The organism is Sphingomonas sp. (genome assembly GCF_024508665.1).
In the GTDB taxonomy this organism is placed as follows: Bacteria; Pseudomonadota; Alphaproteobacteria; order Sphingomonadales; family Sphingomonadaceae; genus Sphingomonas.
In genome coordinates, this window is the sequence record NZ_JANINP010000001.1 from 270,934 (window position 1) to 297,857 (window position 26,924).

A 26,924-nucleotide genomic window follows, 5' to 3' on the forward strand; every position below is an offset into this window, starting at 1 on the left:
CATGGGCAGCGTTGCAAGGAAGGGGCGATCAATGCCTGCGGCCGCGTGCTCGTGAAGCTGGATCGGCGATCCTTCATCGCTATGGCGGGCGCGTTCGCGTTCGCTCCGCCAGTCGGCGCCGACACCGTCCAAAGCATCGCGATTGGTCCTCCGACGGATGCCGGCGCGCTCGTTCCGGAGGATTTTCTCGGCCTGAGCTACGAGACGCCGCAGCTCTACAATCCTGCGTATTTCTCGCCCGACAACGGGCCGTTGATCGATGCATTTCGGGACATCGCACCCAACGGGGTGCTCCGCTTCGGCGGGTCGCTCAGCGCCTATACGCGGTGGCGGCGGCCCGGCGCCGATTTTGGCGCGGTGAAGGAGGAAGGCGCGATCGCCCAGCAGCGGAACTGGGAATGGAAGCTGCTCGACCCCGCTTTGGCCCATCCCGCGGCCGGTGCGATCACACCGGCAGCGTTGCGCAGCTTGCGCGGATTTCTCGACAGAACCGGCTGGCGGTGCGTCTACGGCCTCAATTTCGGCTCTGGGACGATTGCGCGCGCCGTCGACGAGGCGGAGCATGTCCACCGGATACTGGGCCCGCGCCTGTTATGCTTTCAGCTTGGAAACGAGCCGGATTTCTGGGCGGGAAACCCACTACTGCGGGGCCGGGACTATTCCTTCTCCCAATATTGGAGCGAATATACGTCTTACGTCGATGCGGTGCTGCGGCGCGTCCCAGGCGCTCCGTTTGCCGGGCCGGACGTCGCCATCAATCTCGACTGGATCGCGCAATTTGCCGAGCGTGCGGCGGGCGATGCGTTGTTCTGCAGCGGGCATTATTACGGGATGGGGCCGGCGTCCGATCCGCGCATGAATGCCCGGAAGTTGCTCGCCAACGGCAACGAGAAACTCGCCGAACAGATCGCCGCGGCCCGACGTATCGCGGCACTTACCGGGATGCGGTTCCGCATGACCGAAGGCAATTCATGTTTCGGCGGCGGAAAGGCCGGTGTCAGCGACGCCTTCGCCTCCGCGCTTTGGGGCCTCGACTACGCCCTGCGGACAGCCAGTGCGGGATATCTCGGCATCAATCTCCACGGCGGCGGCGACGGCCTCTATACGCCGATTGCATCGACTGCTGCCGGCCTCGTGCGGCGCCCGCTCCATTACGGCATGGCTTTCTTCGCGCCGTTTCTCGGCGCTCGCCTGCATGCTTGCCCTGTCGCGGACGGGATCAATGCTACCGCCTACCTTGCCGAGGGGCCGCGCCGCCGCACCCTGGCGATCGTGAACAAAACCGACGCGACAATGTCGTTTCGCTTCGCCGACGGGCTCGGGCTGACCCACCGGCCGACTGCGGGCCGCCTGCTTTGCGCGCCCACGCTCGACGACAAGGCGCGGACTAGAATCGAGGTCGTGGAGCTTGGCGGCGCGGCAACGCCGACAATCCCGCCTTATGCGGCGCTCGCGCTGCACTGGGACGAAAGGCCTAACGGGGAGACATCGCTATGAGCTCGGTCCGGCGCTGCGCCGCTTCAGTCTGTTCCCGTTACCCGATCGCGACGAGGACCATCAAAAGCGTCATCCATGCGCTGATCGCCATGGTGGCGGTAGCCAGCACGGCTGCGCCGGGCTGGTCCCAGATCCGCAACCTGTCGCAGGATTGGCTATTTCATCGCGGCGATGTCGCTGGGGGCGAGCGGCCACGGCTGGACGACCAGCGCTGGCAGCGAGTCGTCGTTCCGCATGATTGGGGAATCATGGACAAGCCCGATGGCTTGCCGCCATTCGACTCCCGGGCGGTCAGCGGACAGGATTCCGGCTATCTTCCTGGCGGAAAGGGCTGGTATCGCCGATATCTCACGCTGAGCCCGGTCGAGGCGGGCCGAGTGGCGCGGCTCAAGTTCGAAGCCGTGTACATGGACGCCGATGTCTGGCTCAACGGCGAGCATCTCGGCCGGCATCACTATGGCTATACGGCGTTCGCATTCGATCTGACGGGGAAGTTGCGGGCAGGCCGCAACGTTGTCGCTGTCCGGGTGAACCATGAGGATCCCGCCTCGCGCTGGTACGCGGGGTCCGGCATCATTCGTCCGGTCACGCTCGAGTTGCTGGACCGAGTCCATCTCGATCCGGACAGTGTCTTCGTCACCACGCCGGTCGCCATGCAACAGCGCGGCGTGGTGTCGGTGCATGCCGCCATCGCTAACCGGTCGAACGTACCAGTCCGCGTCGAACTAATTTCGCGCGTGATCTCCGCTACGGGCAAGGTGGTCGGCGAGGTTCGAGGCGTCCGATCGATCGCTTCTGGCGGACGCACAGAAGGCGACCAGACGCTGGGTTTGGTGCGTCCCGCTTTGTGGTCACCCGCCGCGCCCAACCTCTATACGCTAGTGCAGCAAGTGCGCGTCGGCGGCAGGTTGGTCGACGAGCGCCGCACCCGGTTCGGCCTGCGAACGATCACGCTCGATGCCCGCCAGGGCCTGCGCATCAACGGCCGGCCGCTGAAGCTTCGGGGCGGCAACATTCATCACGACAATTACATGCTCGGCGGCGCCGGCGCGCCCGACGCCGACCGGCGCAAGGTGCTGCTGATGAAGGCCGCCGGCTACAATGCGATCCGTAGCGCCCATAACCCTGCGAGCCAGGCGACGCTCGACGCGGCCGACGAGCTCGGAATGCTGGTGATCGACGAGGCGTTCGATGCCTGGAGCAAGAGCAAGAAAGACCGGGACTATGCTCGCTTTTTCGCCCAAGACTGGCCGCAGGACATCGACAAGCTGGTGCTGAGTGGCCGCAATCATCCCAGCGTGCTGTTCTGGAGCATCGGCAACGAAATACCCGAGCAGGGGACACCGGAAGGTGTCGCGATCGCCAGCCAACTCGCCCAGCGCGTCCGGGCGCTGGATTCCACGCGGCCGGTAACCCAGGCAGTGAGCATCGACCCCCCACAAAGCCGCGCACAATTCACCGACCTCGACGTCGCGGGGTACAATTATCGGGCGCAGCTGTTCGTGGACGAGCATAAGACCATGCCCGAGCAGGTCATGTTCACATCAGAATCCCTGCCCAAAGATGCGTTCACTTATTGGCGTGCGGTCGAAGCGAATCCCTGGGTCGTCGGCGATTTCGTGTGGACGGCGGTGGATTATCTCGGGGAAACGGGGATCGGCTGGATGGGCTATAGCCAGGACTGGCAAAGGCTCGGCCCCTATCCCTGGCATCTCGCTTATTGCGGCGAGATCGACGCCACCGGCCGCAAGCGGCCCGCGGCCTATTATCGCGAGATTCTCTGGAAGACCGGGATCGACCCCATTGCGGCGTTCGTCCGCCAGCCTGCGGGAACCGAGGATCTGCCCGATCGCTTCCTCTTCCCGATCTCGCCGCCGCATCTTGACTGGTCGCTGGACGATGTACACCCCAGCTGGACCTGGCCCGGGCAGGAGGGGAAGCCGCTCGACGTCGTCGTCTATTCCGAGTTTTCCGACGTGGAACTGGTGCTGAACGGACGAAGCCTGGGGCGGAAGGCGGTCGGGCTTGCCACGCAATATCAAGCGCATTTCGCTGTGCCCTATGAACCCGGCGACCTCGTCGCGATCGGCTACCGCGACGGCCGGCCTGCAGGTCGCTGGACTTTGCGCACCGCAGGTAAGGCTGCCCGGGTCGATGTGTCGTCGAACCGCCGGCAATTGCCTGCCAATGGCGAGGCGCTCGCTTATGTGACTGTCGAATTGAAGGATGCAGCCGGCACGTCGCTTTACGCCCGTGCAGCGGATCGCCGGGTGCGCGTCCGGGTGCGTGGCGCGGCGACGCTGGCGGGCATCGGCAATGGCGATCCGCGCGATGCGTCGAGTTTCCAGTCGGGCGTCCGCAGCACCTTTCACGGTAGGGTGGTCGCCGTCATCCGCTCGGGACTCAAGCCGGGTCCGGTCTTCATCCAGGTCGATACCGATGGAGTGCCTTCGCGGCAGATACGCCTGAGTGTCGCCCGTAACGCTCGGCCCGTAGGACGCGAACTAGACTAGCAATCCCTCAGAACCGGACGATGGCCTTGAGGACATGATCCGCTTCCTCGATCAGCTCGGGCAGGCGGGTGGGGAGGTCGTTGCCGGCGACGCTATGGGTGTGCAGCGCCTCGGTGGGAATATGCCCTTCGCGAATGGCCGCAATGACGCGATCGAAATCGGCCGCAAGCGCGTTGCGGCTGCCGATCAGCGTCGTTTCGCGTTTGTGGAATTCCGGATCCGGCAACACGAGGTCGCCGGGCGCCACGCCCACCAATACGAGCGCCCCGCCATGAGCGACGAATTGCAGGCTGTTTGCCATCGCGGCGAGAACGCCGGTAGCGTCGAGCACGACGTCGAACATCTCGCCCTCGGTCGCCAGCCGCATGGCCTCCGATAGATCGGCATCTGCCTTCTGGACATTGGCGAAGCCGAGCACGTCCCGTGCATAGTCCAGCCGGGTCTGCCGAGTATCTACCAACGTCACCTGCGCGCCATTGAGCCGCGAGAAGAGCGCGGTCCCCACGCCGATCGGGCCCGCGCCAACCACCAACACCCGATCGCCTGCTTTTGGTGCTCCGCGGGCCACGGCGTGAGCGCCTATCGCGAGGAACTCGACCATCGCTGCCTGATCGATCGTCAATCCTGTCGCGTCGATCACCGCATGCTCGGTCACGGCAAGCCGCTCGCACATGCCGCCGTCGCCATGCACGCCCAGGACCGTGATGTTCACGCAGGCATTCGGCTTGCCGTTTCTGCACGCGACGCAGCTGCCACAGGCAATATACGGGTTGACGGCGACAGTCTGGCCTACCCGCAGATTGGATCCAGGCGGGACATGTTCGATCTCGCCGCCAAGTTCGTGACCCATGACGCGCGGGTAGGTGAGGAAGGGATGCCGCCCTTCATAGATATGGTAGTCCGTTCCGCACAGGCCGACCCGACCAATGCGCACCAGGACCTCAGTCCCGCGCGGAACGGGATCCGGTCGCTCCACGAGCGTGAGACTGTGCGGTTCGTCGCAGACGATAGCTTTCACGTCATCCCCTCCATCGGGTGCTGCGCTTAGCCGGGGCCAAGCAGATATTGTCGAATCGTATATGCAAGGTAGGTGGCATATATAAAAATACCTCAGAGACTGCAGCAGCGGCGAAATGCGTGCGTGCTGCGGAAAAAAAAGGCCGGGCATCGGTGCCCGGCCCAGGAAGGGTTGTTGAGACCGCCAGTATTGTCCTGTCGGTGCAAATGCTCACCCGCATCAAGCCGTCGCGGGTAGAATCCGAAAGGTTATAGGCCCGACTTCGATCAGCCGGGGTTTAAGATCGCCGGGAAGTCCTTCAGCCAGTTTTTAGGGATATCCCAAAGCAACGACCAGCGGTCGTTTCGGAATTGTTACGGACCGGAATAAGGGGACGCCAGACCGGATAGGATGGGGTCGATCCGGAAGAGCTTGTCGACATCCCGCGCAAATTGCGATTCTCTGGAACTCGCTCGGGAGAGCCCACTACCGTTGCCCCCATCGATCCAAATTGCCGCCTAAAGCGACTGGCCCAGTCTGGTTTCGACTTCGGTACGATAGCTGCGACTGAGCAGGAGGCGCTTGCCGTTCTTGAGCACTACCTCGAATTCGCCATGGGACCGGCGTTCGAGATGCGCGACCGATTTGAGATTGACGATGCTCGATCGATGGATGCGAACGAAATTGAAGGGGTCCAGCCGGTCGGCCACGGCTCCCAGTCCTGCGCGATAGAGATGTTCTCGCCCCTCGACATGCAAGGTGACGTACATGCCGGCGGCCTCGATCCAGTCGATGTTTTCGGTCATCACGAGCTGGGTCGCGTTCCTGGTCCTGACCACCATCCAGTTCCAGATCGCGCCGGGCTCGGTCCGCTTTGCGGCAAGCTTGATCAACTCGGGGCCGAAAGCATTTGGATCACTCGCATCGCCGTTGCGGACCTCATCCAGGCGCTTTTTGACGCGAGCCATCGTGCGTGCGTAGCGCTCGTCGGTGAACGGCTTGAGCAAATAGTCGAGCGCTTCCGTTTCAAATGCCTGCAGCGCGAACTTGTCGTACGCCGTGACGAAGACAGTGAGCGGCATGTTTTCTGCACCCAGCGCGTCGATGACGCCGAAACCGTCGACGCCCGGCATCTGGATGTCGAGGAAGACGATGTCGGGTCGTTCCTCCTGGATCATCGCCGTCGCCGCGAGCCCGTTCTGTGCTTCGAGAACCCGACCGACCTCGCGATCGCTGGTAAGAAGGTCCGCCAGTCGTTTGCGCGCCGGCGCTTCGTCATCGACAACGAGGACGGTGATCGATCCCGGTTGTGGCTTCATGTTCTTGCTGCCCACTTGTCTGCTGCCCATTCGTCGTTGAGTGGCACACAGATGGTCACCTCGGTCCCTCCGCCGCGACGCGGCCGGATCGTCATGGCTCGCTCGCCCATGGCGGGATAGAGCGCGGCAAGACGTTCGCTCGTCACGCGGATACCCAAACCCGCCGCGCTTTCCATTCGCCAATTGGCAGGTAGTCCCACGCCATCGTCGAGTACCTGTATCTGCAGATGTCCGGCGGCTCGCCTAGCGACGACGTCGATAGCTCCTCCCGACAAACGGTGTTCGAGGCCATGGCGGATCGCGTTCTCGACCAGGGGCTGGAGCAGCATCGAGGGCACCATTATCGATAGCGCCGCCGGCTCTATATCGAGCTTCATCTCGATTCGATCCCCAAAGCGAAATCTCTGGATCGAAAGATAATGTTCCAGAAGCACCAGTTCCTGCGCCAACGATATCTCGGTCTTGTCCTTGCAATCGAGCGAACGCCGAAGCAGCGCGCCCAGATCGGCGATCATATTGCGCGCCAGTTCGGGGTCGGTGCCGATCTCCGACGAGATGGCATTCAACGTATTGAAGAGAAAATGCGGTTCGAGCTGAAGGCGCAAGGCGTTCAACCGCCATTCGAGCAGGTTCTTCTCGACCCGCCCCAGCTCGAGTTGCCCCGTCAAATAGCGATCATAGTATCTGAAGCATTGGAATATTCCCACTGCCGCGCAGTAGGTCATCCAGCCCCCGATGAAGTAATATATAGTGAATTCGCCGTTGGTCAGCGGATTCCACCATATTTGAGGGAGGGGGAGAAGGAGTAAGCCGGACAGATAGGTGTGGATCAGGCTGAAAGGGAGGCTCAGGAACAGAAAGAGCAGGATCACGCGAAAGAGGCTCCAGTCTTTCGACACCAGCTTTCGGTCGATCAGGAGCAAAGCCGGCGTGAGCAACGCCCAAGCCCAGGAATCGAGCACCTTCGCCGCCAGCGAGGGCCATTGGAAGCCCTTCAGCATATCCGGCAGGTAAAGGAATATGCCGAGCGCCGTCCATATGGCGATTATGATGGCCGCTGGCCTCACTCCCGTGCGCCAGGCCCGTTTCCACCAGAAGCTGGCGAGCGCGACATACCGAGGAACCGCACGCGTGTGTGGTTTCGTCGAGGAAGCGGTCGCAACTTGCCCGGTAAGATTCATCAATCGGTACTTTCGAAGCTCGGGCCCATCGCCGACCAGCCTATCCTCATTGCTTGCCCCAACAAGAGTTTTTGAACTGCAGTGAAGCGTGACCACCGGCGCTATCGACCGCGGTAGATCGAGGCACGACCATCTCTGGCGCCTGCCGCTATAGCGTCGGCTACCGGCGGCGATTCGCTTCATCCCGCTGCTCACAGTGTCATTGTCGTGCGAAACTGGCCGCAGTCTTCGGTCTGGCCAAGGCCATTGAGGCCGCGTTAGCCAAAAATGTTACGAAGCGGATTTCCGGTTGGGTATGCCGGACTCATGCCCGCCGAGCTGGATCATCCCGTGGTATTTTTTCTCTATTCTTACCACTAAGCTGAGGGAATCCATATAGTTTGGCATAGACGTCAATTTGAAATTATGGCCATCAAGAGAGATCGGCAATGGCGGATCAGGCTAATTCTGGACGACAGGGCGACAATCATCCGGGGAACTAGACGGTGGTGACGGCGCCGGACGAACCCCGGAGTTGAATCAGGCCGGAGAGGCTGCGTGAATGTGGTTCGTACATTTGCGCTGGATTATCCCAGCGCTCGCGGCCATCGGGCCGGATTCAATCTGCACTCGCCCTACCTGGGCAGGGCGCCGTACGCCGGCGATCGATTAATCATGCCCAAAATTGATAGCGCTACCATTAATGCGGCCGGGCGGTCATTTTTTGGCTGCATGTGTCGCGGCGAAAACGGTGTCGATCATTTTCAGATGTGCGCAGGAGATCATCCGCAACGCTTTTGAAGAGTTGCTTAGTTCTCATGAATCTAAACAAATATAAATGGGGAGGAATTGATGGATAAACGGTCGTTACTTTTGAGTTCTAGCATCTCTGCTCTCGTTCTTCTGGCTGCTGTCTATGCTGATCCAGCGACCGCGCAAGAAGTCGGCCCTGTCGCAAACAATCAGGACATGCAAAAAGACCAGGAGAGTGATGACCGCGAAGACAGCGACATCATCATTACCGCCCGCCGCAAGGCGCTGAACGACTCTATCGCGATCAAGAAGAACGCCGACACGATCGTTGACTCGGTGACAGCGGACGAAGCGGGCAAACTCCCGGACAATTCGATCACCGAAGTTCTTCAACGCGTGTCGGGTGTGTCGATCTCACGTTTCACCGGGGTCAATGGCGGCAACACCGCGTTCCAGATCGAAGGTTCGGGCATTACCGTGCGCGGGCTGCCGTTCAATTCGAGCATGCTCAACGGCCAGCAATTGTTCAGCGCTAACGGCGCGAGCGCTATCAGCTGGAACGAAGTCACACCCGAGCTGATGGCAGGCGTTGACGTTTATAAGGCGACGCGCGCCGACCTCATCGAAGGCGGCGCCTCCTCGATCGATCTGCGCACGCATGTGCCCTTCGATTTCAAGGACACGCAGTTTAACGTCACCGTGGGCGGCAGCTATGGTACCCAGGCGAAAAAGGGTTCGCCCCGCATCTCCGCGATGTTCTCCAAGCGTTTCGATACCGGTATCGGCGAAATCGGCGTGTTGTGGGATTTTGCCTTCAGCCGCCTCTATCAGCAGAGCAGCGACCTGGCGGTTGGTGCGATGTTCGGCGAATATGTGCCGACCTCGACGCGTAGCGATAATCTCGCCTTTGTTCCCAGTTCGGTTACCTGGAGCACCAACGAGAACAAGCGTGACAGATACGGCGCGTATCAGGCCATTCAGTGGAAGCCGGCGTCGAACCTGACGCTGACCAACACCGTGTTCTTCTCGCAATATATCGAGCATAGCCGGGGAAACGGCGGCTCCGTAGGGGCGACCCCATCCGGGGTAGCGGCGCTTATGCCCGTCGTCGGCACCCCGGTTCAATATGATGCCAACGGCGCCTTCCGCAAAGGAACGCTCATGGTGGGATCGACCGGCAATTCGCTGGAATTCCAGAACACGACCACCCACACCAGCTGGCTGCCTTCCCAATATCAGATCGATTGCGGCGCTACCTATGGCGCTCCTTCCTCATCGATACAGTGGGACTGGACGCCAAACGCCCCCATACTGGCGCAATGCGGTCCTTACGCCACGTTGAACCCCAGCGGTTCGGCGAACGCCTCGCATACCAAGAATTCCACGCTGGATATTTCGCAGAGCTTCGTCTGGAACCCCGGAGACCGTGTCGCGGTGCGTGGCGGTGTGCAATACGTCAGTTCGCGTTCGACCGGGCAGCAAATCTATATTGGCCTCAATCAGAACAGCCCGTTGGTCAAAACAATGGACGTCGATCTGAGCGGCTCGCTGCCGAAGGTATCCGGCCTGTCCACTGCGGGCATCCTTGATCCTAACACGGCGTACCTAGCCCAATTTGGCTATCACGAACCCAAGAATAAGGGGACGATGCTGGCCGGTCATCTCGACCTTGAATACAGGGTCAGCGACAGCGGATTCCTGCGCACCATAACTATTGGCGCTCGCGCCGCCAGGCGGACTGAGAACGACAATTTCGTGGGGACCTATTGGGCTCCGCTGGGACAGTCATGGCAGTCGAATCCGTGGGGGTCGCATGTAGGCGACCCGACGTTTGGGCCGGGTAATATCCAGTATCTGAATAACCCGAACGTTCCAAAGTCCGATTGGCAAGTTGCCGCCTTCAAAAATTTCTTCGGTGGTCAAGTGACGGTCCCGGCAAATCTTTTGGTCGCTAGCAACTCTCTCTTGCAGAGCTACGACTGGTATCATTTGCTCACGACCTATAATAATCAGATTCCCAATGGGACTCGCGCCCAATATTGGACGCAATATATAGATCAAGGACTGAACAAAACCAACAGTCGCATCGATAATTTGGCGGCGTATGTCGAAGCTAGGTTCGCGCATGACCGGATTGGCTTCATTCCGGCGTTCTCGGGCAATATCGGCGTTCGTGTCTTCCACGATTCCCTGCGCGCGAGCGCTCTGCTTTCAACGCCGAATGCGTCGAACCTCGCGCTGAACCAGGCAGACAGCACGGCCTACTTCAATGCGCAGCAGGGTGTGCCGGGTGCGTCAACCGTTTATCCAACGCTCTACGGATTTACACAGGCCTATTATACGCAATTCCGAGACTATTCCTACACGCGCGTTCTGCCGTCATTTAACATCAAGTTCGATGTATCCGACAAGTTCAAGATCCGTGGCGCCGCATCGGTGTCTTCTGCTCCGCCCAATCTCAATGACATTCGCCCTGGCGGTTCGATCAGTGCCAGAACGCTCACGAACCCCACCAATTCGCTGGCGCCCCCAATTCTGACGGGTGTTGTCGTCAACGGCGGCGGCGCGAATTTGAAGCCGACCATGATCAAGAGCGAAGATCTGACGTTCGAATATTACCCCTCGGCATCGAGCTTCTTCTACCTTGATCTGTTCGCCAAGCAGATCGAGGATGAGCCGCTCTTCTATTCGTTCATCGCCAACAATCTTCCCATACCGGCCGTAGCCTATGCAAATGGCGCGACTCCTCCTCCCGCGGGGCAGCCGAATACGAATCCGGATATCACCAATACGACCCTGGATCTTCCGTGGGTCTATCTGCAGAACAAATCCTCGACGCAGACGGCTTATATCAAGGGCTTTGAAATCGGCGGGCGCAAGTTCTTCGACAAGCTGCCCGGAGTGCTTCGCGGACTGGGCATCGAAGCCAACCTGACCTTCATCGACAGCAGCAACCCTGCCCAGCAGGCCAATAACGTGCTGACTCCGCCTCCGGCCGGCGGCCTCCTTCCCGGGCTCACCCCTGCCGGTACGGTTCCGCAGACCTACCCGAACCTTCCTTACGCCGGGTTGTCGAAATGGGCCTACAACATCCAGTTGCTGTACAGCCGCGGCAAGGTCAATTTCCGTCTGGCGTATAACTGGCGCGACAAGGCGTTGCTGTCGACCAACGTCAATCCGCTGTCTTATGCCACCAGCGGCGGCAATCCCTACACGCTCAACACCAGCCCGACCAACTTTGACTCGGCCCATTCGTACCCCGTGTACAACATGGTGCCGGCCTATACGGCTCCGGCTGGTTACCTGGATATGGGCTTCGATTTCGCGGTGAACAAAAGCGTGTCCGTTTCATTCAACGCGAACAACCTTCTCAACACGGTTTCGCGAACGCTTCAGGAGCCCGTGCCTGGCGTGTTCGAGCCGTACGACTACAACGTCAGCGACCGGCGCTTTGACCTTACCGTTCGAGTGCGTCTGTGACGATCTGAACAGCGAAGGGCGCTTCTTCTCGGATCGCCCTTCCTATCCTCTGCAGGCATGGCAGCGAGCATGTTCATAGCGGGGTGTGTTTATGAACAGCGGTCACAAGCAACATATAGTCATTCTGGGTGGCGGCGCGGCTGGGTGGATAGCGGCCGCGCTGCTCGCCAAGAAGACGGATCGCCAGCGAACGCGCATCACTTTGGTCGAATCCGAGGAAATCGGCATCATCGGCGTCGGAGAGGCCACTGTGCCTGTCCTGGCGCAGCTAAACACATTGCTCGGCATTGACGAATTCGACTTCATTCGCCGGACCCAGGGCACTTTCAAGCTGGGCATTGAATTCTGCGACTGGGGCGTTGCCGGAAACCGGCATTTCCATGCGTTCAGCGACTATGGCCACGCCGTCGAAGGGGTGGCGACCCATCATTATTGGCTGAGGATGCGGCAAGCGGGCGAGGACCATCCGATCGACGATTATTCATTCGCCTACGCGGTTGCCAAGAACAACAATTTCGCTCCGAGCGATCCGCAGAATTCGCGCTATCACCACGCCTATCATTTCGACGCCGCGCTGTACGCCCGCTATCTGCGCGATGTGGCGACCGAGTTCGGCGTCGAACGCATCGAAGGCAAGATGACCCATGTCGACCTGGATGGCGAGTCCGGCAATATCGCCGCCATCCATCTGGCCAGTGGCGTTGCCGTTCGCGGCGACCTCTTCCTGGATTGCACCGGTTTCGCTGCCGCGTTGCTGGGAAAAGCGCTGGACACGCCGTTTATCGACTGGTCGCACTGGCTGCTTTGCAACAGCGCCATGGCCCTGCCATCGCGGCGCGTCGGTGCGCCGACACCGTTCACGCGATCGACCGCGCATGCCGGCGGCTGGCGCTGGACCATCCCGCTGCAACACCGCAGCGGCAACGGCATGGTCTATAGTTCCGATTTCTGGAGCGATGACGAAGCGCGCGAGGCGTTGCTGGGCGGCCTCGACGGCGAACCGCTCGCTGAGCCGCGGCTGTTCCGCTTCACCTCGGGGCATCGCAAGCAATTCTGGAACCGCAATTGCGTCGGGATCGGTTTTGCCTCCAACTTTCTTGAGCCGCTGGAATCAACCGGCCTGCAGTTGATCGTCATGGGGGTGCTGAAGCTGCTTCGGTTCTTCCCTGAGCGAACCGTCGACCCCGTGCTGCGCGACGAATACAACCGGCTGTCGACCTGCGAGATCGAGCGCATCCGTGACTTCATCATCGCGCATTATTACCTCTCGCGCCGTCCCGAGCCTGTATGGGCGGCATGCCGCGACATCGAGATCCCCGACAGTCTGCGGCAAAAGCTGGATGTCTGGAAAGCGAGCGGACAAATCGCACTGGGCGAAGCTGAATCCTATATGGAGCCGAGCTGGCTCGCCATCCTGCTGGGCAACGGCGTTATTCCAGGGCGCTACGACGTCTCGGCCGATCGCTATCCGCTGGAGCAGATCCGCACGGGCATGAAATTGCGCCGCGAAGAGATCATGCGTTCGGCGCAAATGGTGACGTCGCATCAGGAATTCATCGACCGTCACTGCAAGTCTGCCCAAACGGCACCGGCCGATGACGTTGCGTCGCGGCATCAGGCTCGCGCCCGATGAGATCGCAGGCAATTTTTATGAGGGATCGTCGTGAAAGGTAAGGGAAAGATACAGCTTGCGCAGGTCACATTGGCCGGCCTTCTTAGCCTGCAGGTAAACAGCGCCAATGCGAAGGACGCCGCGCCACGGGTCGTATGGGCCAAGGCCGGCGTAACCTTCGAGCAATATCATGACGATGCTCTAGCCTGCGGGATGAACGGCTTGGCCAGCAACATCGACAGTACAAAGGAAGTGAAGACGTTGGTGCGCGCGTCCCAGCAGTTGGAAGGCATCGACGCCAGCGCCCAGGCCTCCATGGACACGGCGGTCGGCCCGACGGGGCAGCCCGATCCGGTATCGGGCGCCGAGAATAGAGCCATTCAGCAACAGGGAATTATCGCCGCCGCTCGACCCGACAAGCAATATGCAGGTATCAAGGAAACGATGTTCCAGGTCGTGCGTCGCTGCATGATCGACCGCGGCTATACCAGGATTGTCCTGACCGAAAATCAGCGCAAGGACTATGACGGGATCAAGGGAGGGGCCGATGCGCGGCGCGCCTATATCCACGGACTGGCCAGCGATCCGCACGTGCTGGAAACGCAGCGGGAGGCTGTTGGGCGGTAGATCAGATCCAATGCTGTTCGGGCAAGTGCGACCTGTCGCGACGCGGTGCTATCCGAGGTCCGAGCTCTAGCCGAGGCGAGGGCAGTTTAACGCAGCGGCGCCTTCGCCTGGCAGGCCTGCGGCCTTAGCGAAATCGGCTCGCTATACCGCTTCATTCGGTTCTGGGTCCGGTTCGCAACATTTGTCATTTCTCGCGGCCCGTCAGCTTGTTCGGCTGAAAGGGATCGATATGATAGCGCTATCATAGGCGAGGCGCGGCGCGTGTGCGGCGGCTGAGCCATTAATCGTGGTTCGGTCATGCGCTCCTCTTTGGAAGGGGCGTGGTCCGAGCCCGGCAGATGCCGCCAGCAAGGATTGCTCGTGCATTCCCGCCGGCATCATGTGTGGAGAGGGTGGCATGAAGCACGGCCAGGTCGACAGCATTAAGAGTGGGTGGAAATGCCCGACCTAAGCAAACGAGACGTTCTGTTCGCATCGCTCGTGGCGGCCATGGGGCTGCAAGCGGGAACGCAGGCAAAGGCGACTGGCGGGATTTCCGGGGCGCAGGATGCGGCACTCGACATGCGTCCAGGCCGGTTCAGGTCGAGCGTCGCATCGCTCGAAACCTATCAGGCACCCGACTGGTTCCGGGACGCGAAGTTCGGCATCTGGTCGCACTGGGGGCCGCAAGCGGTGCCGGGCCAGGGCGACTGGTACGCGCGCTTCCTCTATGTGCCGGGGCACCCGCATTATGACTATCACGTCAAGACCTACGGCCATCCTTCCGAGTTCGGCTACAAGGACATCATCCCGTTGTGGAAGGCCGAGCGTTTCGACCCGGAAGCGCTGATGACAAAATATGCTGCCGCGGGCGCCAAATATTTCGTGTCGATGGGCGTCCATCACGACAATTTCGACCTATGGAATTCCAGGCACCATCGCTGGAACGCGGCGGCGATGGGGCCGAAGCGGGATATCGTCGGCGCTTGGAAGGCGGCTGCGAAGCGGCACGGCTTGCGCTTCGGCGTGTCCGAACATCTCGGCGCCAGTTATTGCTGGTGGTATCCCAACCATCTCTACGACCAATTCTGGCCGAGACTGGGCGTCAATTACGATGGCGCGGATCCCCGTTATGCCGACCTGTATCACGATAACCGGGACCAGCCGTACCTGAACAAGCTCGGCACCTGGTACACGACCAATCCGAAGTTTCAGCGCCACTGGTTCGATCGCATTCGCGATCTGGTGGATAGCTATCAACCCGATCTTCTTTATTCGGACGGCGGCATTCCGTTCGGCGAGGTCGGCCGGACACTGGTCGCCCATTTGTACAACAGCAGCGTCGCGCGGTCGGGAGAGCTCGAAGCCGTTTACGCGCACAAGAACCTTGGCTCGGGCGAGTTCCTCCCAAAGGCGGGGGTCCAGGATGTCGAGCGCGGGGTGCTGGAAGGGATCAACCCGCTGCCGTGGCAGACCGATACGTCGAACGGCGACTGGTTCTACAGCGAGAATGATCGCTTCAAGACCGCGCCCGAAGTGATCGGCATGCTGGCCGACATCGTCAGCAAGAACGGCAATCTGCTGCTCAATGTCGTCCAGCATGCCGACGGCAGCCTGCCGCCACAATCGGAAGAACTGCTCGCCGGGCTCGCGGCATGGATGAAGGTCAATGCCGAGGCGATCCACGGCACGCGTCCATGGAGGGCATATGGCGAGGGTCCCACCCGGCCGAAAGCGGGGGCATTCGCCGAATCCGGCACGTACACCGCCGAGGATATCCGGTTCACCACGAAGGGCGACGAACTCTTTGCCATCTTCCTCGGCGGCTTCGCCGGGGCGAGCGCGATCCGCTCGCTTGGGGGCAACGCACTGCCGGACGCTCGGATCGAGCGCGTAGACTTGCTCGGCGGGCCCAGGCTGCAGTTCCGCCGCGAAGCCGGTGCGCTGCAGCTGACGTTGCCGCGGCAGTCGAGCGGCGCACCTATTCCTGTGGTGCGGATACGCGGGCGAGGCCTGGTCTAGATTCTGCCGGCGGCCTGTCCACGCGCACCTTACCACCTTTGGAATCGCCCTTGCCCCAGACCCAAGACCCTTCATTCCAGGACGGATTGTACGCCATGCTAGGACGCTCGCGCTGGGCAGCCCGTCTGTCAGCCTTCGCTATTGCCCTTGGCATTTCCGCCGCGCTCGCACCGACGATGATCGCTCCTCAGGCGCACGCCCAAAGTGCGGTAGGACACCCTGACTGGCCCGGCAAAGGGGATATCTTCGTCGGCACCTGCTATCAGCCGGTCGATCGCTCGCCGGAACAGATCAAGCAGGACATCGCGATCATGAAGGCCGCGGGCTTCAACATGGTCCGCATGGGCGACCTGTCCTGGGATGCCTTCGAGCCCGAGGATGGCCGTTTCGCGTTCGAGTGGTTCGACGACATCCTCGCTCAAATGCACAAAGCGGGCATTCGGGTGATCGTGGATATCCCGGGCCAGCCCGCGCCGATCTGGATGCACAAACGCTACCCCGGCGTGGACCTGGTCAATCAGGACGGGGTCCGCCTCAATGCCGCGACCCGCTATTGGGACAATGTCAGCGACCCGGACTATCGTCGGCTGCTGCGCCGGCTCGCCGCGAAGATGATGCAGCGTTACGCGCACAATCCCGCGGTGATCGCGCTCGGCTACAATAACGAGATCGGCAACGGCCAGATGTCCTATTCGGCGGCCGATCGCGGCCGGTTCGTCGAATGGCTCAAGAAGCGCTACGGCTCGATCGAAGCGCTCAACAAGGCATGGGCGACGCAGCGTTGGTCGCGCCACATCAACAATTGGGACGAGGTCGACCTGCCTTATGTGCGGGGGCCGGGGCCGAACGAGCGCTATCTGGACCTGCGCCGCTATTGGTCCGACGATACGATCGGCGTCCTCAAGGATCTCGAGGCGGTTCGTAAGGTCTATGCACCCAATCTGCCGGTCGCCTCCAATCTCTGGCCAACCGCCTGGGGCAAGGGGTTCGACTATCTGCGATCGTGGGACGAGATTTCGACCTATGGGGCGCAGGGCTTCTATCCAGGCGACCCGCTGGGCGCGGGATTCGAAGTGATGATGAACAAGGCGTCGCATACGACGCCGATATGGTTCAACGAGTTCACTGCGGGCGGGGGCGGATATTATGGTGAGCCCGGACGCTCGCGCATGTGGGCCTATTTCGGCCTGCTTTATTATTCGCAGACCTTCCTCGCCTGGACGTTCAATTCACATCTCGGCGGCGAGGAGCAGGCCCTGTTCGGCCTGATCGACCATGATGACCGCCCGTCCTGGAAAGTCGACGAGTTCAAGCGGATCGCATCAGAATTCCGCACGCTCAAGACCATGGGCTTTCCACGCTATCGGACGCCGGAGGTGGCGATCCATTATTCCTTCGACACCAACTGGCTCACCAATCCGCCCGATGGGCCAAACACGATGAAGGAATATTTCAAAGGCAATTACACCGACCAGGTGAAAGCGGCGTTCGCGCCCTTCTTCCGCGATAATATCGACGCTGCCGTGATCGATATCGGCCACGACCCGATCGACAAATACAAATTGATCGTGCTGTCGAGCGCGTATCTCATCGATGATGCCACAGCGGCGGCGGTGCGGCACTATGTCGCAAATGGCGGTACCCTGATCATGACCGGATATTCGGCCAAGGTCGATGCGACCGGCAAGTGGTTCAACACGCCGCTTCCTGGCAGGCTCACCGACGTGTTCGGCCTACGCACCAACGAATTCTATCGCTCCTGGAACCCGCTCGTCGTCTCGTTCCAGGGTAAGCAATTGACGGGCTCCGACAATTATTACGAGGTACTTGAGCCCAGCACAGCAAAAACGCTGGCGGTGTTCGAGAACACGCCCACCAAGAGTCCCGCAATCACGGTCAACAAATACGGCAAGGGGCGCGCGATCTACTTGGCGACCGCCGCGCAAGCGCCGTTCATCGAGCCGTTGATCCGATCGCTCTACGGCGAGCTGGGGATAGAGCGCGGTCCGTCGACGCCGGAAGGAGTGGTCGCCCGCATGGTCGACGGTCGCACGCTCTACGTCAACACGATGAACGCATCCGCGACCGTGCGCTTCGAGGGAACCAAGACCGGAATCCTCTCGCACAAGAGCTACGTGCAGAAGATCGATCTGCAACCCTATGGCGCCGAACTGCTGCAATAGCACGACGCGCCAAGGGGCGGGGATGAAATGCCGGCGAGACCAAATGCCGATCACGAGAGGGGAAGAAAATTGAGTGACGGTGGCCATTTGGGAGCGACGCTGATGGCGATTGCGGCCTCTGGCATCGTCGGATCGGCGGTCGTGCTGGGGGCCGATCCGCCCGCTCGGTCGGCCAGCTTTCGCTGGACATCCTCTGCCCCGCTCATTTCCCCTCCCGCGAATGCCGGGCCGGACTTTTACGGCTTGAAGGACCCTTCGGTCGTTTACCATGAGGGCAAATATCATGTGTTCATGACCACTGCGACGAGCAAAGGCTGGGGACTGGCTTATACTTCCTTCAAGAATTGGAAGGATGCGTCAAAGGCGCCGATCGTAGGGTTGGACAGGTCTCCAATGGGACCAGGATATCGCGCCGCGCCGCAAGTTTTCTACTTTGCTCCGCACAAGCTCTGGTACCTCATTTATCAGGGAGGAGATCCGCTCTATTCGACCAGCACCAATATCAGCGATCCGACGTCGTGGAGCGCGCCGGCGCCGCTGTTCCAAACGGTGCCCGATATCGTCAAACAGGCGGATGGGAATCCGGCATGGCTCGATTTCTGGAACATCTGCGACGAGCGGAACTGTTATCTTTTCTTCACCAACGACCAGGGAAGTTTCTTCCGCGCCGAAACCTCGCTGGGGGAATTTCCCAAGGGATTTCATAACGTCACGCGCGTGATGCGGGGCAAGCGGGAGGACATGTTCGAAGCCGGCAACACCTATCGGATTGCCGGAACGAGCAACTATCTGACGCTGATCGAGGCGATCGGCCCCAAGGGTCGCTATTTCCGTGCCTGGAAGAGCGACAGCTTGGCCGGCAAGTGGAAACCGTTGACGCCGGACCGCATGAATGGCTTCGCAGGCTCCGGCACGGTGCGGTTCCAGGGACGAATGTGGTCCGAAGGCGTGTCTCACGGCGAAATGATCCGCTCCACCAGCGATCAGACTTTGGCGATCGATCCCTGCAAGCCGCTGCGATACCTCTACCAAGGGCTCGATAAGGTGGAGGGCAAGTCATACCAATATATCGAGCTGCCTTATCGGCTGGGTCTGATCACGGCGATCGGGCCCAATCCCATCAGCAGTATGTGCAAGAAATAATCGGCCGCTTTGGAAACTCGCCGCGCCGGCCAGACCAAAGCTCCTTGTCGCGCGGTCTAATCAGTTACGATTTGCCAGTTCGGGAGAGAATATTTTGGAGGACGTCGAGGTTGAGCGCGAGGGCCGACCGGAGATCAGCTCGTTGTTGAAGCCGATAGGTCGGCGAACATTGCTGAGCGGCATCGCTGCGCTCGCTTCAACGCGGGGTGTCGCTAGCGTGGCGCCGGCCCAGACCATGGCGGTGGGTCTCGATGCGCACGGTCATTTCCGTGCCGTGACCTTGCCGCCGGGCGGCTTTGCCTACACGCGGCTGCCTCATGGAGTGCAGCTCAGAGTCGGCGGCGTTTGGAAGAACCTGATCTTCTATGCGCCCGACACTGTGCGGATAAATGCTACGCTCGGCAAGAATTACTGGACCGGCGCTAGTCTGGTCGTCACCGCATCCCCGCAGGCGATGCCGTTCTCGATCAGCGAAACGCCGGAAACGCTGACGATCACCGGGCAGAAACTGCGTATCGAGGTCGACAAGGCGACCGGCGCGCTTCGCTTTTTCGATCGCGAGGGGCGGCTTTACACGAGCGAAAAGGCGGACGCGCCACAGAGCCTCAAGAAGCTGATGATCTCGGCCGCCCCGACCTATGAGGCGCAAAACACCCTGACGCTCCAGCCTGATGAATCGATTTACGGCTTCGGCTTCACCGCGGACGACAACAGCAACCGGCGCGGCAAGGATTTGCTGCTCGTCCAGACCAATGTCGGGATCATCATTCCGGTGATGATGTCGTCCCGCCGCTACGGCATCCTGTGGGACACTTATTCGCAGATGCGGTTCAAGGACGGCTCGGACGGCGCGTCTTTATGGGCCGAGAGCGCCCCGGGCGGCGTCGATTATTACTTCATGGCGGGTGAGACACCGGACGACGTCGTGCGCGCCTACCGCAAGCTTACCGGTGACGCGCCGATGTATCCGAAACAGGCATTCGGCCTGTTCATGAGCAAGGAGCGATACCCGACTCAACAGCGGTTGCTCGAGGTCGCGCGAACCTTTCGCCAGGAGGGCTTCCCGCTCGATTACATTGTCCAGGACTGGCAATATTGGGGAAGCGACAAGGATGGTACCTGGAGCGGCATGACCTGGGACCCGGTCCGCTATCCGGACCCGGTCGGAATGGCACGGCAAGTCCATGATCTCAATATGAAGCTGATGGTGTCGATCTGGCCGTCGATCGGCAACGACACCGCGCTCGCCCACGAGCTGGACGCGCATGGTCTGCGCTTCAAGCCATTGCACTGGATCTCCAAAAAAGCCCGCGTCTACGATGCCTACAGTCCGCTCGGGCGCCGCATCTATTTCAAGTACGTGAAGTCGGGACTGCTCGACAAAGGCGTCGACGCATTGTGGATGGACGGCACCGAGGTCGAAGTCAGCAGCGCGATGTGGAACGCCGCCGACAATGTCCGCGATACCAAGGCGCTTGGCTCGAACGCGCTGGGCGACTTCACCCGCTATCTCAGCCCCTATTCGCTGATGACCACGCTTGGCACGTATCAGGGCCAACGCGCGACGAGCGACAAGCGCGTCTTCACGCTGACCCGTTCGGCCTGGGCCGGCGCGCAGCGGACGGCCGCCGCCTCGTGGAGCGGGGACATCGCGTCGACCTGGGAGACGTTCCGGCAACAGATTTCCGGCGGCATCAACGTGACGGTGACGGGCAATCCCTATTGGACCCATGACACCGGCGGCTTCTTCGTCTCGGCCTTTCCCGGCGGCGAAAAGAACCCCGCCTGGCGCGAACTATACGCGCGCTGGTTACAATATGCCGCCTTCTGTCCGATCATGCGGATCCACGGGACCGACATCCAACGCGAACCCTATATCTTCAAGACGCTCGACCCGCAGGTCTACACCTCGCTGCTGGGCAGTGTGCAATTACGCTATCGGCTCCTTCCCTACACCTATTCGCTCAGCTGGAAGGTCACCTCGGACGGCTACACCCTGATGCGGCCGCTGATGATGGATTTCCCAGACGACCGCGCGACCGATACGATCGACGACAGCTTCATGTTCGGGCCCTCCTTCCTGGTCCATCCCGTCACCCGGGCGATGTATCATGTCGAATTGCCGCCGCCCCAAGTCGTGCCCGCGCAATTCCTTCGGACGGTGGACGGTCAACCGGGGCTGACGGCGCAATATTTCGAAGGGACCAATTTCGAAACCGCCAAGGGGCAGGTGGTCGATACCAAGATCGATCACGATTGGCCCGAGCCGCCGCTCGCCGACATTCCTGCAGGACTTTCCAGCCTGAACAACTTCTCGGCCCGGTGGCAGGGGTTTCTGATCGCGCCCGAGGACGGCGACTATGAGCTGAGCCTTGGTGGCGATGATGGCTTCCGGCTGATCTTGGACGGCCAGAAGGTCATCGACGATTGGGCGGCCGCGGCCGCTCGGTATCAAACCGTCGTCCGACGGTTTCGCGCCGGGGAGCGCGTGCCAGTCATGATCGAATATTTCCAGGCTGGCGGCAATCGCAGCCTGCGCTTCGGCTGGCGCTTGCCGAGCGAGCGCGGGGCACTCGCCACCGCCGATCCAACCGTCGACCTCGCCATGGAAACCTACCTTCCCGCCGGATCGGACTGGTTCGATTTCTGGACCAACGAGCGCTTCCGCGGCGGCCGGCGCGTATCGCGTCAGGCGCCGCTCGACCTCCTGCCGCTCTATGTTCGGGCCGGGTCAATCGTTCCGATGGGGCCAGCCGTGCAATTCGCAACCGAAGCTCCTGACGCACCTTACGAGATCCGCATCTATCCGGGCGCGAACGCCCGCTTTACGATCTACGAGGACGACAACGAGACCTATGCCTATGAGAAAGGGCAGCGTGCCACTTATGATCTCGTCTGGAACGACGAGGCGCGGACTCTGAGTATCGGAGCGCGCGCGGGCGCTTTCCCCGACATGGTGCGTCAACGCCAATTGAATCTGACGCTGATGATGCCCGGCAATGCGAGCGGCGCGTCACCGTCGGCGGCGACCGAAACCGTCATTTATAGCGGCAAGCCACTCAAGATCCGGTTGGCGTGACGCGCGCCGACGTCGCCGGTCGATTGGCCGGTCGGAACGAAGCGGGAAGAAGTCCGGTTTGACCGTCCACGCCCGCCGCGGCGTTTATTAAAGCGGCGATTCCTCGCTGCTGCCGAGCACGAACGGCTCGCGCGCCGCCGCTCCGAATATCGCTCGATCCGCTGAGCTCGATTTGTTCCTAGGCGGACTTCGCCTTTGTGAACTGGACTAGGGTTTTGCGAGAGCCGCCAATCGGCTCAGGCAGCCGTGCGACAGAGCTATCGTTTCAGTCGTTTGATCGTGGACAGTAAAAAGAAACTATGGTTCATGGTAGCGCTACCGGCGCATTGTTGGGAACCTTCCCGGAAGAGGAAGGCGAGAGCAGGAAGGGATTGGTAACCGCGGCGGCGGCCTCATCTCGATCTTCTCCCGTACCCGCTTTCTGGCGTCGGGGTGGTGGAGAGGGCAGTTTTTGATGAATCACGGGACGCGCGTTCAGGCGGAATGCCGTTGGGCGAACTTAAAACGACGTTTTCGCGCCGATGCCGCGATCCTGCGCCTCCTTTCGTTTTGCGTAGCCGCCGCCTTGCTCATTCCGGGAATTAGCGGCGCACAGACTGCGACCGACGAGCAACGCTCCGCGCGCAAGGCCGCGAATGCCGATCCGACGCTTGCCCCGGACTTGCTGTTGTCCGGTCGGGACATGGCGTGGTGGCGCGACGCGAAATTCGGGATCTTCGTGCATTGGGGCCTCTATGCCATTCCGGCGAAGGGCGAATGGCACATGTTCAACGACAAGGTGCCGGCGGACGAATATGCGAAGCTCGCCGCGCAGTTCAATCCGCGGCACTACGATCCGGATGCCTGGGCCAGGCTGGCACGGGACGCGGGCGCCCGGTACATGGTCATGACGGCCCGGCATCATGACGGGTTCTCGCTGTTCGACAGCCCATCCAGCTACGGCCATTACGATTCGGTCCATTCGGCCGCCCGTCGCGACCTGATCGCCCCCTTCGTCACCGCCGTTCGCCGCAACGGCTTGCGCGTCGGCCTCTATTATTCGCCGCTCGATTGGCGCTTTCCGGGCTATTTCCATCCGCGCGAGCTCCCGGAGAATGCACGCCTCCTCAAGCAGCAAACCTACGGCCAGGTCGAAGAGTTGATGCGCCACTATGGCAAGATCGACATCCTGTGGTGGGATGGCGGCTGGCTGGCGCATCGGGGGACTGACGCCGACGCGGCATGGTTCTGGGAGCCCGACAAGCTCAACCGCATGGTCCGCCGTTATCAGCCTAAGATCGTGATCAATCCACGGTCCGGTTGGCAGGGGGATTTCGACACCGAGGAGGGCGACCGGCCGATAACCGGGCCGATCCGCATGCGGCCTTGGGAAAAGACGTTCTCGCTCAATCGCTCGGCGTGGGGATACACGCGCGACGACAATACGATGCGTGTCGACGACGTCATCGTGTTGCTGGTCAACGCCGCCGTGCGAAACGGCAACGTCCTCGCAAACATGAGCCCGGATCCCGACGGCGTGGTGCCCGCGAAGCAGGTAGAGACGCTGCGAGGCATCGGGGCCTGGCTCCGACGATACGGCAAAGCGATCTATGGGACCCGGCCGGGGCCCTTGCAGCCGGTCGACGGCGTCTATGGCACCACGCAATCGCGCGGCAGAGTCTTCGTCCACGTTCTGAGCTGGCCGGGCGCCGAGCTGCGCATACCCTGGAACGGCGCCGTCGCGGATGTGCGCAATCTGTCTGGCGCAAGGCTGGCGTGGAGGCGGGGGGACGGAATGCTGTCGCTCGCGGTTCCCAGGGAATCACGCGGATACCCGGTCACGATACTCGAAATCCGGCGAGCTTCCCGGTGAACAATATCCGCTGTAGCGAAATGGGGAGGGACGGCATGAGAGTTGCGAGGCGTCAATTTCTTGCATCGGCCGCCGCGTTGTTTGCTGCGGGTTGCGCCGGCGACGGCGGCAGTCCGACATCGGCATCAGCGTCGACGCCTACGCCCGCCCCGTCTCCCACGCCTACGCCGGCTTCGACTAGCCTATTTCCGAATTACAACACGAATCCGCTACCGGCAGACCCAGCGGGCATGTCGAGCGGAGCCGCCGCCATCGCCGCGCGCATCCGGCTTGGCGTGAATATCGGCAATACGTTGGAAGCCATTGGCGGGGAAACCAATTGGGGCAACCCGATGATCACGCAGGATTTGATCATTACCGACAAGGCAGCGGGCTTCGACGCGATCCGACTGCCATGTGCCTGGGATGGATATTCCGACCCGGCCACCGCCAGGATCAGTGCGTCCTGGCTCGATCGCGTCAAGCAGGTGGTGCAATATTGCATCAACGCGAACATGTACGTGCTGCTCAATATTCATTGGGACGGCGGCTGGCTGGAAAACAATGTAACGCCTGCCAAGAAGGACGCCGTGGTCGCGAAACAGAGGGCATTCTGGGAGCAGATCGCGACGCATCTTCGCGATTTCGACGAGCGGCTGATGTTCGCCAGCGCCAACGAGCCCAATTGCGACACCGTGGAGCAGATGGACGTTCTCTACGCCTATCACCAGACGTTCGTCGACGCGGTCCGCTCGACGGGGGGCAAGAATGCTTACCGTGTGCTCGTGGTGCAACTGCCGAACGTCAGTATCGACTTGGCCAAGACGTTATGGACCCGCATGCCTGTCGATCGGGTTGCCGATCGCTTGATGGTCGAAGCGCATTACTATTCTCCTCCGAATTTTTGCATCTTGACCCAGGATGCGAGCTGGGGGCGGATGTTCTATTATTGGGGTAAGGATTTTCACTCGACGATCGAGCCGGATCGCAACGCCGCCTGGGGCGAGGAGGACGCCGTCGATCAGAGCATGGCGCTGGCAAACCAGTTGTTCGCGAGCAAGGGCGTTCCGGTGCTGCTCGGCGAATATGGCGCACCGCGGCGCTCCAACCCGCTCGATCTGTCCCTGCACCTGGCCTCGCGCGCGCACTGGATGAAATATGTAACGCAAAAGGCGCTGGCCAATGGTCTTCTTCCCTTCCTCTGGGACACGGGCGACCTCATCGATCGCCGAACCTATGCGATCAAGGACCAGCAGGGCCTCGACGCCGTCCTCGAAGGCGCCGGCAAGAAATGAGGGGTGCGTTGCCGCAACGGCGGGAGAGCGCCGTAGCAGGGGCGTGGCCCGTAGCATTCGCGTCTTCTTCCGCGGCGCCGGTCCCTGGATCCGGCCTCGGTGGGCACGGCGGCGCTCGATCCCGGGGTGGCGATAAAGCCCTCGGCCGAACCAGATCAGTCGCGATCCGCGAGGTCGCCGATCTCGCTGGAGGCTCGGTCGCTCGATTTCCAGCAATTGGGGTGTGCATGAAGATTCTGGCTGCAGCGGTCGTTCTCGTCTCGGCCCTGACGAGCTTGGCGCCCGCGGTTGCACGGGAAGTGCGGATCGTTCCTCGTCTCGATTTCCGGCCGGCGGCGCCGCCGCTCCCAATCCGCGTCGGTGGCCGCGCCATACAGCGCGGTACGGCGACCGCCCCCGATTATCAACGCCAATGGCCCGGCAGCTATTTCGAAACGGCATTCAAGGGCACCGCGATCTATCTGAAGATCGGAGCAGGCGACGTTATCCTGCACGTCCTGGTCGACGATCATCCGCCAATGCCGTTGGTCAAGCCGAGGGAAGGCGCGTATTTGCTCGACGGCCTTCCGTCCGGGCCGCACCGCGTGCGTGTCGAGGTCGTGACCGAGGGGCAGGCGGGGCCCAGCGGCTTCGGTGGATTCTATCCGGTGCCGGGGACGAAGGCGATGCCCGTCCGCGCCCGCGCCCGGCAGATCGAGTTCATTGGCGATTCCCATACAGTCGGCTACGGCAATACTTCGCCCGGCCGACAGTGCACTACCGACCAGGTCTGGGCCACTACCGACACCTCGCAAGGAATAGCGGGGTTGATCGCCCGACGGTACGGGGCGGATTATCAGGTCAATGCGATCTCCGGGCGCGGGGTCGTTCGGAACTATGGTGGTTTCGCGGCCGACACGCTGCCGATGGCCTATCCCTTCGTCCTGTTCGACAAGGCCCAACTTTATTCCGATGCCGGCTGGCGGCCGCAACTCATCGTCATCGCTTTGGGGACCAACGATTTCTCCACGCCGCTCAAGCCCGGCGAGAAATGGGCCACGCGAGATGCGCTGCATGCCGATTTCGAGGCAAGCTATGTCCGCTTCGTCCAGGACCTGCGGCGACGCAATCCGCGGGCGCAATTCGTGTTGTGGGCGACCGATCTTGCCGGCGGAGAAATCGACGCCGAAGTGCGGAAGGTAGTCGATAAATTGCGCGCAGCCGGCGAACGCCGGATCGGCTATGTAGCGGTGCGAGGGCTGGGGATGACTGGATGCGACTGGCATCCATCGACGGCCGATGACCGGACGATCGCCGACGCGATCATCAAGGTGATCGACGGGGGAAGGGCGGACTGACGCATCCTGCGGGCCGGATGAAAGGGATCGTCGGCAACGGCGAGCAGCGCTCGCGTGCGATCGGCGCCTCTGTGACTGCAATATTGAATTTGGGGTG

At 61.3% G+C, this 26,924-nt stretch carries 16 protein-coding genes; 12 read left to right on the forward strand and 4 right to left on the reverse strand.

Annotation, left to right across the window (positions count from 1 at the left end; translation table 11 throughout):
• Positions 1–45: 45 nt before the first annotated feature.
• Together Q0L25_RS01280 and Q0L25_RS01285 are read left to right on the forward strand one after the other, a co-directional pair.
• Positions 46–1,497, forward strand: coding sequence for a hypothetical protein (locus tag Q0L25_RS01280; RefSeq protein ID WP_296611113.1), 1,452 nt, complete (start codon positions 46–48; stop codon positions 1,495–1,497).
• Complete coding sequence (locus Q0L25_RS01285) at positions 1,494–4,010, forward strand: glycoside hydrolase family 2 TIM barrel-domain containing protein (protein ID WP_296611114.1); 2,517 nt, start codon at positions 1,494–1,496, stop codon at positions 4,008–4,010. The genes Q0L25_RS01280 and Q0L25_RS01285 overlap by 4 nt, the downstream gene beginning before the upstream one ends.
• 7 nt (positions 4,011–4,017) lie before the next feature.
• On the opposite strand, the gene Q0L25_RS01290 is transcribed toward Q0L25_RS01285, so the two are convergent.
• From Q0L25_RS01290 to Q0L25_RS01300, 3 genes are all read right to left on the reverse strand, one after another.
• Positions 4,018–5,178 carry a zinc-binding alcohol dehydrogenase family protein gene (locus Q0L25_RS01290; protein ID WP_296611115.1) on the reverse strand — a complete coding sequence of 387 codons (1,161 nt, stop codon included), beginning with the start codon at positions 5,176–5,178 and terminating at the stop codon, positions 4,018–4,020.
• A gap of 347 nt (positions 5,179–5,525) precedes the next feature.
• Positions 5,526–6,326: a LytTR family transcriptional regulator DNA-binding domain-containing protein gene (locus tag Q0L25_RS01295; RefSeq protein ID WP_296611116.1), complete on the reverse strand. Its 801-nt coding sequence runs from the start codon at positions 6,324–6,326 to the stop codon at positions 5,526–5,528.
• Positions 6,323–7,507, reverse strand: coding sequence for a sensor histidine kinase (locus tag Q0L25_RS01300; RefSeq protein WP_296611117.1), 1,185 nt, complete (start codon positions 7,505–7,507; stop codon positions 6,323–6,325). Before Q0L25_RS01300 ends, Q0L25_RS01295 begins: the two co-directional genes overlap by 4 nt.
• An 831-nt stretch (positions 7,508–8,338) precedes the next feature.
• Here Q0L25_RS01300 and Q0L25_RS01305 point away from each other — a divergent pair.
• The 7 genes from Q0L25_RS01305 to Q0L25_RS01335 all read left to right on the forward strand — a co-directional run bounded on the left by Q0L25_RS01305 (position 8,339) and on the right by Q0L25_RS01335 (position 22,364).
• The gene (locus Q0L25_RS01305; protein WP_296611118.1) at positions 8,339–11,719 is read left to right on the forward strand and encodes a TonB-dependent receptor; all 3,381 of its coding nucleotides are present in this window, start codon (positions 8,339–8,341) and stop codon (positions 11,717–11,719) included.
• 91 nt (positions 11,720–11,810) lie between these two features.
• Entirely contained in the window at positions 11,811–13,352 is a 1,542-nt protein-coding gene (locus tag Q0L25_RS01310) for a tryptophan halogenase family protein (RefSeq protein ID WP_296611119.1), read from the forward strand.
• Between the two features lie 69 nt (positions 13,353–13,421).
• Entirely contained in the window at positions 13,422–13,958 is a 537-nt protein-coding gene (locus tag Q0L25_RS01315) for a hypothetical protein (protein ID WP_296611120.1), read from the forward strand.
• A 438-nt stretch (positions 13,959–14,396) separates the two neighbouring features.
• Positions 14,397–15,959 (forward strand): alpha-L-fucosidase, encoded by a 1,563-nt coding sequence (locus Q0L25_RS01320; RefSeq protein ID WP_296611121.1) that lies wholly within the window; start codon positions 14,397–14,399, stop codon positions 15,957–15,959.
• Between the two features lie 176 nt (positions 15,960–16,135).
• Positions 16,136–18,142, forward strand: a complete 2,007-nt coding sequence (locus tag Q0L25_RS01325; protein ID WP_296611122.1) for a beta-galactosidase — start codon at positions 16,136–16,138, stop codon at positions 18,140–18,142.
• A gap of 102 nt (positions 18,143–18,244) precedes the next feature.
• Positions 18,245–19,285 (forward strand): non-reducing end alpha-L-arabinofuranosidase family hydrolase, encoded by a 1,041-nt coding sequence (locus Q0L25_RS01330; protein WP_296611123.1) that lies wholly within the window; start codon positions 18,245–18,247, stop codon positions 19,283–19,285.
• A 217-nt stretch (positions 19,286–19,502) separates the two neighbouring features.
• Complete coding sequence (locus tag Q0L25_RS01335; RefSeq protein WP_296611124.1) at positions 19,503–22,364, forward strand: TIM-barrel domain-containing protein; 2,862 nt, start codon at positions 19,503–19,505, stop codon at positions 22,362–22,364.
• Between the two features lie 499 nt (positions 22,365–22,863).
• Here Q0L25_RS01335 and Q0L25_RS01340 read toward each other — a convergent pair whose 3' ends face one another.
• Positions 22,864–23,088: a hypothetical protein gene (locus Q0L25_RS01340; RefSeq protein ID WP_296611420.1), complete on the reverse strand. Its 225-nt coding sequence runs from the start codon at positions 23,086–23,088 to the stop codon at positions 22,864–22,866.
• On the opposite strand from Q0L25_RS01340, the gene Q0L25_RS01345 reads away from it, so the two are divergent.
• The 3 genes from Q0L25_RS01345 (at position 23,047) to Q0L25_RS01355 (ending at position 26,827) form a co-directional block, all read left to right on the forward strand.
• Entirely contained in the window at positions 23,047–24,216 is a 1,170-nt protein-coding gene (locus Q0L25_RS01345; protein ID WP_296611405.1) for an alpha-L-fucosidase, read from the forward strand. The two genes, Q0L25_RS01340 and Q0L25_RS01345, sit on opposite strands and share 42 nt — an antisense overlap.
• 230 nt (positions 24,217–24,446) lie before the next feature.
• Positions 24,447–25,490 carry a glycoside hydrolase family 5 protein gene (locus Q0L25_RS01350; RefSeq protein ID WP_296611125.1) on the forward strand — a complete coding sequence of 348 codons (1,044 nt, stop codon included), beginning with the start codon at positions 24,447–24,449 and terminating at the stop codon, positions 25,488–25,490.
• Positions 25,491–25,717: 227 nt separating this feature from the next.
• Positions 25,718–26,827: an SGNH/GDSL hydrolase family protein gene (locus Q0L25_RS01355; RefSeq protein ID WP_296611126.1), complete on the forward strand. Its 1,110-nt coding sequence runs from the start codon at positions 25,718–25,720 to the stop codon at positions 26,825–26,827.
• Positions 26,828–26,924 lie beyond the last annotated feature (97 nt).